We start from the raw sequence: 13,723 nt of genomic DNA on the forward strand, positions 1-13,723 counted from the left end.
AATCTAAGATTCTCAACTAGATATCTAGGAAAAAACCCGGTTTCTCGAAAAACCCCGTTTTAATCAATAATTAAGGAAAAGGGAAATGGATTTTTTTAATCAATTGGCGAAGGATTTAAGTCAGGGTTGGAATGATTTTACGCAAGAAATGGAGTTAACGCTTAATCAAAAATTTGTTCAACTTTATAATGAATTGGCAAAGGATTTAAGTCAGGGTTGGAATGATTTTACGCAAGAAATGGAGTTAACGCTTGGTCAACAAGCTGTTCAACTTTATAATGAATTGGCAAAGGATTTAAGTCAGGGTTGGAATGATTTTACGCAAGAAATGGAGTTAACGCTTAATCAAAAATTTGTTCAACTTTATAATCAAGGTAATTTTAATGAAGCCATAGCCATTGCTAAACAAGCATTAACTTTAGCGAAATCCCTTCACCCAGGCGATCATGCTGATGTGGCACTCAGTCTGAATAACTTGGCAGCAGTCTACAACTCCCAAGAACGCTACGCGGAAGCTGAACCTCTCTACATACAGGCATTACAGATGATAAAACGCCTATTTAATGGCGACCATCCCTATGTAGCAATCAGTCTGAATAACTTGGCAGGACTTTACAGAAACCAAGGACGCTACTCTGAAGCCGAACCTCTCTACATACAGGCATTAGAGATGAGAAAACGTCTGTTTAATGGCGACCATCCTAATGTGGCAATCAGTCTGAATAGTTTGACATTACTCTACGGTTCCCAAGGACGCTACGCGGATGCTGAACTCCTTTGCCTACAAGCATTAGAGATGAGAAAACGCCTATTTACAGGCGACCATGCTGATGTGGCAGAAAGTCTGAATAACTTGGCATATCTCTACAAATCCCAAGCACGCTACGCGGAAGCTGAACCTCTCTACCAACAGGCTTTAGAGATGACAAAACGCCTATTTAAAGGCGACCATCCTGATGTAGCACAAAGTCTGAATAACTTGGCAGGACTCTACTACTCCCAAGCACGCTACGCGGAAGCTGAACCTCTCCTGCAACAGGCATTAGAGATGACAAAACGCCTATTTAAAGGCGACCATCCTAATGTAGCAGGCAGTCTGAATAACTTGGCATATCTCTACTACTCCCAAGCACGCTACGCGGAAGCTGAACCTCTCCTGCAACAGGCATTAGAGATGATAAAACGCCTATTTACAGGCGACCATCCTAATGTGGCAACCAGTCTGAATAACTTGGCAGGACTCTACTACTCCCAAGGACGCTACGCGGAAGCTGAACTCCTTTGCCTACAAGCATTAGAGATGATAAAACGCCTATTTACAGGCGACCATCCTAATGTGGCACAAAGTCTGAATAACTTGGCAGGACTCTACTACTCCCAAGGACGCTACGCGGAAGCTGAACCTCTCCTGCAACAGGCATTAGAGATGAGAAAACGCCTATTTAAAGGCGACCATCCTGATGTAGCACAAAGTCTGAATAACTTGGCAGGACTCTACGATTCCCAAGGACGTTACGCCGAAGCTGAACCTCTCTACAAACAGGCATTAGAGATGACAAAACGCCTATTTACAGGCGACCATCCCTATGTGGCAACCAGTCTGAATAACTTGGCAGGACTCTACAAATCCCAAGGACGCTACGCGGAAGCTGAACCTTTCTACAAACAGGCTTTAGAGATGATAAAACGCCTATTTAAAGGCGATCATCCTGATGTAGCATCCAGTCTGAATAACTTGGCAGGACTCTACAAATCCCAAGGACGCTACGCGGAAGCTGAACCTCTCTACAAACAGGCTTTAGAGATGATAAAACGCCTATTTACAGGCGACCATCCTGACGTAGCAACCAGTCTGAATAACTTGGCAGAACTTTACAGAACCCAAGGACGCTACGCGGATGCTGAACCTCTGCACAAACAGGCGTTAGAGATGAGAAAACGCCTATTTTCTAGCGACCATCCTGATGTGGCAATCAGTCTGAATCACTTGGCATTACTCTTAGTTGCTACAAACCAGCCCCAGGATGCTTTTGAAAAACGGCAGGAAGCGATCGCAATGGAAACTCGCTTGATTCAACGTAATTTTGCTTTTAGTTCAGAACAAGAACGACTGCAATCAATTAAAAATAATCGACCAAGTTTTGATGCTTTCCTCTCCTTAGTTTCTCAATATTTCTCCAACGCTCCCGAACAAGTCCAAAAAGCCTTAGATGTCGTTCTCAACCGCAAATCTCTGACCGCAGCAGCGTTAGCAGCCTTTAATTTTGCCATCCATAGTCAACGCTATTCCCACCTCAAACCCCTATTTAATGATCTCCAGTCAAAGCAACAACAACTTTATCACCGTCGATATAACCCACCCCTTCCCGAACCGGAACAACCCATAGAACTTTATCGCATTCGTTTGCGAAACTATCAAAAAGATATTGCCGAATTAGAACAACAATGTCAACAGTTAGAAAAGCAACTTTCCGCCGAAGTTCCCGAAATTCGACTCGACCATCAAACCCTCGATCGCCGCGCCGTTGCCTTAGAATTACCCGCTAATACGGTATTAGTAGAATATGTGCGGTTCGATCGCTATGATTTTACTGCCCCCGAAGGTGAAAACTGGCAATCTGCCGAATATTGGGCGTTTATTTTACCTGCCCAAAAACCCGATGCGGTGCAGATGATTCCATTAGGACCAGCGCAACCGATTGATAATTTAATTGAAAAAGTGCGAAAAGTTTTATCCTTAGAAAATCCACCATCCACAATGGCAAGAGGAGGCGCGAAAAAAGGAAGTCAAACACAATTAAACCCTTATGAATACCATCCCCAAGAACCCAACGCCTTACGCGAAAAAATCTTTAGTCCTCTCATTTCTATCCTACAAAATTATCAAAACATTCTGATAGCTCCCGATTCCGAATTAAGCCTAATTCCCTTTGGGGTTTTGCCAGTGGATGAAACCGGCCAACAATTATTAAGAGACAAATATCAAATCAGTTATCTCAGTAGTGGGCGAGATGTCTTAAGATGGAGACTGGAGACAGACCGTAAAGCCTCGGAATCCTTAATTATTGCCAATCCTAACTTTAACTATCCAGAACCTCCGAGTTTAACCAAATCTCCAACGGAAGGTTTAACGAAATCCGGGGTTTCTCACAGCACCAAACCCGTTTTAAAAAGCCTATCTGCCGAGGGATTTGCTCCCCTTCCCGAAACAGAACCCCTAGCCCAAACCATCGCCAAAAAATTAAACATTCCCAACTTATATTTAGGCGATAAAGCTCTCGAAACCCTGTTTAATCAAACTTCCTGCCCGCGCTTTTTATTAATCGCGACTCATGGAGATTATGAAGCAGAAGATCCCTATTTTAAATTAACCTATCAATTGCTCAAGTGTCCATCAGAAGAAGAAGCTAACAATCAGATATCACAAAATCGGGATTTAGTCAATCCCCAACTGCTGCTAGTGATGGAAACTCAAGCGGAAACTTTTGTCAAACAAGGGAAAGAAAATCTCGCCCAATGGTTAAGAAAATTTGCCGAAAAAGTCTCAGAAGAATATAAAATATCCCGCGCACCCAATCCTATAGAAAACCCTTTTAATCGCTTTGCCGTTGCACCTGGTAATAATGCCATGATTCGGGGTTATTTAGCCTTTGCGGGGGCAAATACTTGGCGAAAAGGGCAGTCATTACCCCTCGAAGCAGGCAAAGGCAGACTATTAGCTCAGGATATCGCGGGCATTGATTTATGGGAAAATGAATTAACCATTTTAATTGCTTGTCAAACCGGCTTAGGAGATGTGCAATCAGGGGAGGGAGTTTTCGGGTTACGGCGGGCTTTTGCGGTAGCGGGATGTAAGGCTTTAATTATGAGTTTGTGGTCAGTTCCTACCCGTGTATCGCTGTTATTAATGGATGAATTTTTAAATCACGTTCAGCAGGGTTTAGGCAAGCGAGAATCTCTGGTTAAAGCCCAAAATTATATCCGCAATCTCACCATTCACAAGTTACAAGAGTTAAACTTAACGGGCGATCGCGATATTTTGGGTGAGTTTAAGGATAAAAGAATGCTTTCCCAGGAGTTTATGGACAATAACCCCGATTATAAATTATTATCTCATCCCTATTTTTGGGGTGCCTGGATTTCTCAGGGGGAATTGTAATTAAAAAACCTCAAGGGAGACGATATATTGTGTCTAGGGGAATAGAAACCGGGTTTCTGCATAGATATCTAGTTTGACACCAAAAATTTTGATAATAAACCCGGTTTCTTTTATATGTCATTACTCCTTATTTTCGCCATTTTCGGCAGTATCATTATCAGCCGGTAAAAAGTCAGGGTTAAGCACTTCTTCTTTACTAAAGGGAGACTCTGGGGGAAATATCTGGATGGATAAACCCGTTTCAGCGGCGGCTAGTTTCCTGGCATATTGATAGGATTCATTAAAAATATCTTCAAAAAACCGATATAAACTCGGACTGGTTTTAAAAGTATCCTCGATGCGAATACGATGTTCTATAATAGTGTATCGCCAACTATTTGTTCGCTTGTCTGGCTGATATTTATACTTGAGTAAGTGCATGAGAAGTATTCGCAGATTACTTTTTAAAGCATTTTTATCGCTTCTACCCATACTTTCCAATTCCTCAAGTAAGTTTTCTAAATCGATTTCGGCAAAATTTCCCTCTTTTAATAAGTTGATATTTGTCTGTAACCACAGATAAAAATCCTGTTCATAAAGGGATGTTGTTGCCGTTGTGATTGATTGGATAGCTGTCATTTTGTTTGACTCCCTTTCTTTTCTATATATAAGTCTAACAGATTTTATGATTTATGCATATATCGGTGAAATCAACCGGGTTTCTGTTATAATTAAGGCAGACTCACCCAGCGTTAACTAAGAAACCAGATCGATAAATGTAATTTTTTTGATTGGCGATCGCTGTTTGGTAAATATGGTTGTTGTATAATATTGTATATCAGTATATAATATTATTGAGCGATCGCCAGTTCAATCGATATATAAAATTATTTTATTCCGGTAAAATTATGAAATATCTAAACCTAGAGGAACCCGATATCACCCTAACAGCAATTGTTGATGAAATAGCTGTTAACCAGTCTGAAGTTATTATTACTCGCAACGGTTTACCAGTTGCTCGGATTGTTCCCTATTCGCTTCCTGATGCAACGGGGAAAAATTATCCCCTGCGAGGAATGCCAATCAAAATTGCCGCCGATTTTGATGAACCAATGCCTGAAGGGACGCTTTGGGAGAATGAATGATTTTACTCGATACTCATGTTTGGTTATGGCTACTTGACGAGCCGCGTCAATTGTCGGATGCTGCACGCACAGCCAACAGCGCAACAAAAATCAGGTATCGCGTTGGGTTTCGCTCGGCTCAACCCAATCGACATGAAAAAAAATTACTACTCAATACTTTGAATGAGTTTAATGTTATTTCTCAGCCATTCATTGACTAAAACTTGCACCTCAATCTTTTTCTGTTCAGCAATTTTTGTCACAAACTGCTCGACATCGGGATCGAGATAAATGGGATAATGAAGTTTAGCATCAGGATGGTAAAATTTACCTTCTTCTGCTTTGGAAAAGTCATACTCTGATTTCATAATTGCCTTTTTCGGGAAATGTTGTAGTTATTTTTGATATCATTTTAGCTTGTCGGTGCTTCCTCTTGTAAAATTTTATAAAAAAATAAACATTTTTTTGCTATCAAATAATGTGGCTAATCAACAACAATAAAATTAAATAGTAAATATCGATATTTTTTCTATTAAGTTTTTGATAACGGCTTTCTTCAGACCAGTCTTTGAGCATCAACAATGTATCTAAACTTCTGACTTATTTATTTTTGATTTGCCAGCCTTGACAAATATACTGATTCATGCTAAAATATTTACTCAAGTAATAAATAAAAATGTGAGGTTATTTAGTATGGCAGAAAATAATCGTATAATTTCTTGCCGTGTTAGTTACAAACATATTTTGCGTGAATTATCTGTTAACAGAAAAGATCCCTGTGAAGTAATTCGCGAACTAATTTCCAACTCTTATGATGCTTTAGCATCTGTTATTGAAATATATCCTTTACTTCAATATGATGGGTTTATCTTTATTGATAATGGGACTGGGATAAGCTCTGAAGAAGAAGTTAATGGAGTAACGCCAATGGATGCTTTCTTCTCAATAGGTCTTTCAACCAAAACTCTTGGGAAATCTATAGGCTACAAATGTCAAGGATCAAAACTTTGCTTTGCTTCACGAAAATTTGCACTTATTACCCGATGCCAAGAGGACAATGAATCTTGCTGGCGTTCTGTAATTATAGATAATCCAAAAGATACTTTAGATTCTGAACAGCACAACATTACAGATCAAGACGATACAAAACCTTGGTTAACATTAAGAAAACTACTACCTCAACCAGATGCTCGAACAGTTGCTATTATTCAACATTTAGATGAGACATATTTTAAATCAAATTTAAAAACCGGAACCATAATTATTGTAATAGGTTTAGAAGTAGATAACTTTTCCAGCTATTACGGTACAGATAAAGACTATCCCTATATAAAAAGTTATATTAGATTTTCTACTAGACATGGGGATGTCAGAATTTTAGATTCTGAGAGAACAGGATTTAGTGAGCAAGAAGCTGAACATTTTAAAAAATCATCTCCTACATATAATGATAAATGCCAACTTTTTATTTGGAATTGCAATAAAGAACAATTAGAAGAGATCCCTCCTGGATATCCATACATTGACAAACCGAAATTTCTTCCCGGTATGGAAGATTATATCTGGAAAACGCCAGCCGAAATAAAGCAACTCAGGTCAGGTAGATTTTATTATCGTAAAGCTCAGGTGTTTAAATTTAGCGGAACTATGTATTCTCTGGTGTTCGCTATTGATGGAAACCGAAGAGCTTTAGACCACTATGAAGAATTAGATCGTCAAGGAAAAAAGAGGTCTGGTATTGGGTTTAGTTCACAAAGAGGAACGTTTGTTTGTTCTGAAGGACTAAAAATATGTCCTTATAATGAAATTTTTAGTCATAGTTTATTGCAGGATTATCGGGTTTTAAGTGATAGTAAAGCTATGACACATTATGTATTTATGATTAATGGTAGCTTCCCGCTAGTCACCGACCGAAATTCCTTAAGTGAATCATCAATTAAAACTCTAAAAAGTGAACAATTTTTAGAAAATATCAAAAAATTTTTAGATCAAGCTTGGAATGAAAGCAAGGTTTTCAGCGAGTTGATACAAAGCCTAAGAAATAAAATTAGTGAAGCCAAAATCGACGTTCAAGTCAAACAATTTAATGACGCAAAAAAATTAATCCGTCAAAGAGATAATTTTTATATTTTAGATGTTGAAGTTTTAAAAGGTAAAAAGTTTTTTGTTCCTAGTGTCGGAGAAGAACATGGAGTAGGTGCATTATATACACTATTAGCTCATTTTGTTCCTGCTCATTCTCCCTACTCTAAGTTTTGGTTAAGACCTTTAAATTTTTCCGGTCAAGGAATTGACAGTTTAGCAGCAGAATTTAATGATGATGAATTAAAAGAAGAACTTAAAGGCTTGGAATATAAATATACATTTTCAACCGATGAGTTATTTAACCATCCATTAGTAGTGACCGATCAAATTGTATGTTGGGAACTGGATCAATATGTAGAAGAGAATAATAATGTAGTTGCTGATGGAGATTATGTGGGAGAAATTTCATTTTCTGATGAGTTAAAGGATATAGGATGTGAAATTACTAATATACAAAATAAAGCGGGTTCATGTCATAATTCTAATATTAAAGTCATTTGCTTAAAAAATTTAATAACTAAAACTTTCCAGTGTGAATGGAGAAAAGGTTTTAGCATTTTAGCTTCACAATCATCATCGAGGAAACGATCCAGATAGTTATCTATAAATTGAGAATCTAGGTTGGATTGAGGTACAAAAACCAACTCATTTGAACCTTTTATATTTCCCTGGGTTTAGCGTAGGGATACGATATATCGTGTCCCTACTCATTATTTTTAGGCTCATTATCAGCCGGTAAAAAGTCAGGGTTAAGCACTTCTTCTCTAGTAAAGGGAGACTCTGGGGGAAATATCTGGATGGATAAACCCGTTTCATCGGCGGCCAGTTCTCTCGCATCTTGATAAGATTCATTAAAAATCTCTTCAAAAAACCGATATAAACTCGGACTGGTTTTGAAAGTATCTTCGAGGCGAATACGATGTTCTCGAATGGTGTAATTCCAACTATTTGTTAGTTTTTTATGCTGATATTTATACTTGAGTAATTGCATGATAAGTATCCGCAGATTACTTTTTAAAGCATTTTTATCGTTTTTCCCCATGCTTTCTAATTCCTCAAGTAAGTTGTCTAAATCGATTTCGGCAAAATTTCCCTCTTTTAATAATTTGATATTCGTCTGTAACCACAGATAAAAATCTTGTTCATAAAGGGATGTTGTTGCCGTTGTGATTGATTGGATCGCTGTCATTTTGTTTGACTCTCTTTTTTTTCTCTATATAAGTGTAACAGTATTTATATTGTAGGGTGGGCTATTTTATTTTTGGATAGTGGTTGGCAGCGGATGGGTTGACTATTTTCTGCATAAGATAATTCTTTTATCCGCTGCCAATATCCGCTGCCAATTAGAGATAATTTCACCACAAAGACACAAAGGACACAAAGAGAAGAAACCGGGTTTCTTTTATGTCACCCACCGATAACCGTTATTTTCACCACAGAAACCCGGTTTCTCGGTTATCTGCGAGGACTTAGAAACCGGGTTTCTTTTATGCTGAAAACAGATAACTTTTGATATTCACGACAGAAACCCGGTTTCTGAACCCCCACCAAGGACAGAGAAAAATTGCGCCATGTTTGCGTTATGATAAGGTCGATAAAAATCTTTAACCTAAAAAAAAGGTGAAATTCTGTGTCTATTGGATCGAATTCTCAAAGTCGTCATTTGAATAGTGCGCGGGCGACGATTCGTCGATCGCTTTCTTGGTATTCTTATATTCGTCGCCACCCGCAACCGTTTACGGAAATTGAACATCAAGCGGCAATGCAAGCCCAGTTAGATGGCTTAAAAGCAAGTTTAGAAAAGTTAGACCAAGAAATTCTTCGTATCGCTGCTTTTGGTTTAGTCAGTCGAGGAAAATCAGCGTTATTAAATGCGTTGTTAGGTCAGAAACTTTTGACAACGGGGCCAATTCATGGGGTGACTCAATGGCCGCGATCGCTACAGTGGAAACTTGATGAGATCCCGATCGCGAACCCTTCCTTAAAAAAGAATAATGATGGGGATCAAAAAATAATTATTGAGTTAATCGATACCCCTGGTTTGGATGAGGTGGAAGGGCAAGCCCGATCGCAGATGGCGCGAGATGTGGCCCAACAAGCGGATTTAATTTTATTTGTGGTCGCAGGGGATATTACCCGAACTGAATATGATGCTTTGTGCGATTTACGGCAAGCAGGAAAGCCCATGATTTTGGTGTTTAACAAGATTGATTTATATCCCGACCAAGACCGAGAAGCGATTTATCAACAGTTGTTATCTTTGGGGGGAAGTCGTGGGGTGAATCGTTTACTTTCGGCCAATGATATTGTCATGGTTTCCGCCGAACCTGCGCCGTTACAAGTGCGGGTAGAATGGCCCGATGGTCGGGTGAGTTATGAGTTAGAAACTCCAGGGCCACAAGTTGAAGAATTGAAACAGAAAATTTTTAGCATTGTCCAGAAAGAAGGGCGATCGCTGATTGCTTTGAATGCCTTAACTCAAGTGCGAGATGCAGAGTCAAAAATGGCTAAAATTGCCTTAGCCGCCAGAACGGAACAAGCAGAAAATTTAATTCAAAAGTTTTCTCAATATAAAGCTTTGGCAGTAGCTTTAAATCCGATTCCGATTATTGATTTGTTGGGCGGTTCTGTGGCAGATTTATTGTTGATTCGTTCTTTAGCCCGGTTATATGGTTTGCCCATGACCAGTTATGAAGCCGGGAATTTGTTAAAGCAAATTCTGTTTAGTAGCGGCGGTTTATTATTAAGTGAATTGCTGAGTGGGGTATTTTTAGGTTTGAGTAAAACTGGCGCGGCAATTGGTGGCGGAATGGGTGATGGTTCTGGGATTACTGCTTATGCGGGGGCAGCGATCGCCCAGGCAACTATGGCCGGTTTTGGTACTTATAAAGTGGGACAAGCAGCACAAGTTTATTTAGAACAAGGTTGCACTTGGGGACAAATGGGGCCGAGTACAGTAATTCAGGAAATTTTAAGTCAGTTAGACCATGATTCGGTGTGCGATCGCCTGCGGGAAGATTTGCAACAACAACTGAAAAAATCGGCAGTCTAAATTTTTTTTACCACAAAGACACAAAGAACACGAAGAAATTAGACAAGAGTGCTTTCATAAATATTTCGATCCCCCCAACCCCCCTTAAAAAGGGGGGATGCATAAGAATTTTGCAAGAGATATATTGATTCAACTGTCTCAAAATGACCTATAATTTTAAAATAACCTCCCCTGGGAGGAATGTTGTTAACCCTGATTTCAGTGATTACAATGGTTAATGAATTTAGAGAGGGTGGTAATAATTTAGCCCCAGTCAACTATAGCAGTTTTCTGCAACAAATTCTGAGAAAATTGCCCGATTATCCTCTGTTTGGATTATCCGGCGATCGCAAACGGTTGGTGATTCAGATTGACCCTTTGGCCAAGGCTTTGGCTACTACTACTGGGGTGGACAATCCCCTGATTTCTACTCAAGGGGTGCGTACTGCTACCGTTAATTTTGCCAGAGGTTTTAGCGAACAATTTCCTGGGAAAATTCAGCAAATTCGTTCTTTATTACAGGAACAGTTACAGCAACAGTTAGCCGGGGCGAACGAACAGTCAGAAACTATCCAGGAATTGCGCGATCGCTTAATCCTGAATAGCTTATCAGACTTACCAATAAAAGACGAAAAAGACAAACAACTTTTAAACTTATGGCAAGATTTTGCCAAACCATATCCCAACCAGCAAACCCAACAACTGCGGATAGAAACCAACCGTCCGGGCAGTGAATCAGCCTTAAAATTCCACAAACTCACCATCAACGTTCACCACATCAACCAAGTTCAAGACCAACTCAAACAAGGCATCGAAAACTATATTCTCACTGAGGTAGACAGTGAAGAAAAACAACAAGACCTTTATGACAATCTCCAAGACGAAATAGAGGATGAATTATCAGATTTTCAAGAACTGCAAAGAATTGTGGACACCGAAACCCTCGGTAAACTGAAAAAATACGCCAAAATCGTCTATTTAGAGCATCTATTATATCACATTCAAACCGCAGACTCCGTAGGGCGAATTTATTTGCAAGATTTAATTCGGCGTCTGAAGTTACTTGAACAATATATCAACGATACCAGTAAAACCAACGCTGATTATGAAGTCAGCTATGCTGGCTACACCATTAACTACAGGGATGTTTTTTCCCGCGCCGAAGCTTTTGACCCCCTGCCTATTATTCCCATTGTTGCCGGAAACTTAGGCGAATACACCGATACAAATAAAGGAGAAACTCAGTTTATCTGTGGTTTCAAAATGAAACTTAATGGCGCAGTTCAAGCCTACGGTGGTCAACCATCTTTTGACTATCATCTGAATCTAATCGATCCCGATAATCTCGAACATAAAGAAAATCTGGCTAACCCCGAAAAAGCTAAATCTTTTGCCGAAAAAGTGTTACGACGGGTTTTACTATACTATTTCATCTTTGCCTCTCGCTGCAACCCCCTAGACCCTAACTATGACCCTAACTCCGAACTAGAATACCCAGCCCTAGAAATCTTTCAAACCAGAGTTTTGCCTATTCTCCAAGGGAATAACGAGGAGCAAAAAAAGACTCTATTTTATGGCATGGTTAAAGGATTCAAGGAATTCAATTTCCGGGAAAAAATTAAACGCTTGGGAGAATTGCTAAAAAACGGTCTGAAACAACAGACAATTTTACCCACAGGCACTTATCCCATTCAAATTACTGTCAGAAAAGGCATCCTCTCGGACACTGACAGTATGCCAAACGGAGTCTTTTTTAATGAAGACATCATTAATCCCAAAAAATGCCTGAGATATATTTCCGTTGGGGAAGCAAAGGTAGACCCAGAAGCCCTTTGTCAAATTCCGGGGACGATTAAAATAGAGGATATCCGTTATTTTACCGCTGAAAGCCGGGAAGAGTTTACCTGGAAATATCAGATTTCCGGGATCAAAGTTCTGCCGGTACTCTGGACACCTAGTGATACTAAATGTCGCGAAGCATATCGTCATCCAGGATTTCCCAATTCTTTGGTAGTCTTTGCTTACAATAAAGATATTTTAGGACCGGCAAAGGCAGATCAGAAAGAGAAACCATTAACCGAAAGCCAGGGATTTACTTATCGATTTGTTTGGACATTGTTGTCTTATATCTGCTTGGATATATTGCTAGAAAATGCGCCCAATAACTTATTTATTCCCCAAATTCGTCTGCACCTAGGAAACCACAACAATCCGTTACACGCGGAAAAGTTCATCGCCAATTTGTCTAAAAGCTTATCTCACTTGTTGCGGGAAAAATATCGCTCTAATTCTCAAGGTTTTCGGATTAATAATCTGAGTAAATTTACTATTGATAATGGTTTAGCCTCCTTGTACTCGGTATTGCCCAAAAAGTTTCGCTTTAGCCAAAATTCAGCCCCGCCAACTCTAGATAAATTAGCCATTATCGTAGTTTCTAGTCGGGAAAGCGACGCTAAGTACGATAACAGAAACCGCCAAAGTCGCAAGGCGAATGTAATCGGAGAAGTCATCACCGTACAACGAACACCAAATGACATTATTGTTCTCACTCCTCTGCTGACTTTTTCTGAGAATTATTCTCTGAAAGATTTGTATGGTGAACCGCCAATTTTAATTGATACGGTGAGCAATTTATATCGCCAAGGATACCGGCACTTTTTATATATTGCCCAAGCCCCTCATACGAGTACCCTGCATATTACTAAGACCGAACAAGATGAGGGACTGTATTTTATGTCTCCTAGTATCATTAATGCTTTGGGGAAAAATCATGGGGATATCAAAATATATCCGGTATTTTTCAATAAGTATTATGTGCGAAAAGTGAAAGACATGAAGCAGCAGCAATCTTTGTATGTGCAAGAGACTGCTGAACTGACCCGCTTATCCCAAGACCCCCAACAGCAAGCGGTGGTATTTTTTAACTTGTTTAATGGCATTTCCGTGAAGGGCAAAGATGCAGACGATCGCTTTTATAATGGGGTAATGTCTTATTCCACTTTACTAGGCAAGTTCTATCCGGGAGTATTGGATGACCAAAATATCCGCCAGGATTTAATTTATCAAAGTCCGCTGAAAAATGATATTTTGCAATACCTGACTCTTTTTCACTTTTCCCGCTTTGAGAAAAATCAGAATATGTGCATCAAGTTAGACCCTTATGATAATTTAATTGGGGAAGAGTCAGTGGGCGCTTTGTCTATTTTTCCCCAAATGTCCCCTGGAGTTGACTTTAATTCTTTGGCGTTTTTAACGGAAGTGAAGAAAGTGCTAAATGTGCGGGTTTAGCCAATTTTGAAATTTTAGACACTACCCCCGCGAATTCGGGGGTAGTTCTAGGAAAAG

Annotated in this window: 8 protein-coding genes; 5 read left to right on the forward strand and 3 right to left on the reverse strand. The window is 39.5% G+C overall.

Annotated elements, in window-relative coordinates:
- The first annotated feature begins 85 nt into the window (after positions 1-85).
- Positions 86-4,159 (forward strand): CHAT domain-containing tetratricopeptide repeat protein, encoded by a 4,074-nt coding sequence (locus AM228_RS02940; protein WP_054464598.1) that lies wholly within the window; start codon positions 86-88, stop codon positions 4,157-4,159.
- A gap of 120 nt (positions 4,160-4,279) precedes the next feature.
- Here AM228_RS02940 and AM228_RS02945 read toward each other — a convergent pair whose 3' ends face one another.
- On the reverse strand, positions 4,280-4,777 hold the full coding sequence (locus AM228_RS02945) for a DUF29 domain-containing protein (protein WP_054464599.1): 498 nt from the start codon (positions 4,775-4,777) through the stop codon (positions 4,280-4,282).
- 269 nt (positions 4,778-5,046) lie between these two features.
- Between AM228_RS02945 and AM228_RS02950 the strand changes: the two genes are divergently transcribed.
- Positions 5,047-5,283, forward strand: a complete 237-nt coding sequence (locus AM228_RS02950) for a type II toxin-antitoxin system Phd/YefM family antitoxin (RefSeq protein ID WP_054464600.1) — start codon at positions 5,047-5,049, stop codon at positions 5,281-5,283.
- A 146-nt stretch (positions 5,284-5,429) separates the two neighbouring features.
- On the opposite strand, the gene AM228_RS02955 is transcribed toward AM228_RS02950, so the two are convergent.
- Positions 5,430-5,630, reverse strand: a complete 201-nt coding sequence (locus tag AM228_RS02955) for a hypothetical protein (RefSeq protein WP_054464601.1) — start codon at positions 5,628-5,630, stop codon at positions 5,430-5,432.
- A gap of 247 nt (positions 5,631-5,877) precedes the next feature.
- Between AM228_RS02955 and AM228_RS33925 the strand changes: the two genes are divergently transcribed.
- Entirely contained in the window at positions 5,878-7,944 is a 2,067-nt protein-coding gene (locus tag AM228_RS33925) for an ATP-binding protein (RefSeq protein WP_231636570.1), read from the forward strand.
- Between the two features lie 106 nt (positions 7,945-8,050).
- Here AM228_RS33925 and AM228_RS02965 read toward each other — a convergent pair whose 3' ends face one another.
- Positions 8,051-8,536, reverse strand: coding sequence for a DUF29 domain-containing protein (locus AM228_RS02965; protein WP_054464602.1), 486 nt, complete (start codon positions 8,534-8,536; stop codon positions 8,051-8,053).
- A gap of 447 nt (positions 8,537-8,983) precedes the next feature.
- On the opposite strand from AM228_RS02965, the gene AM228_RS02970 reads away from it, so the two are divergent.
- Complete coding sequence (locus AM228_RS02970) at positions 8,984-10,399, forward strand: GTP-binding protein (RefSeq protein ID WP_054464707.1); 1,416 nt, start codon at positions 8,984-8,986, stop codon at positions 10,397-10,399.
- Between the two features lie 180 nt (positions 10,400-10,579).
- Positions 10,580-13,666, forward strand: coding sequence for a hypothetical protein (locus AM228_RS02975; protein ID WP_231636574.1), 3,087 nt, complete (start codon positions 10,580-10,582; stop codon positions 13,664-13,666).
- Positions 13,667-13,723: the final 57 nt, after the last annotated feature.

The sequence above is a fragment of the Planktothricoides sp. SR001 genome, from assembly GCF_001276715.1.
GTDB lineage: Bacteria > Cyanobacteriota > Cyanobacteriia > Cyanobacteriales > Laspinemataceae > Planktothricoides > Planktothricoides raciborskii.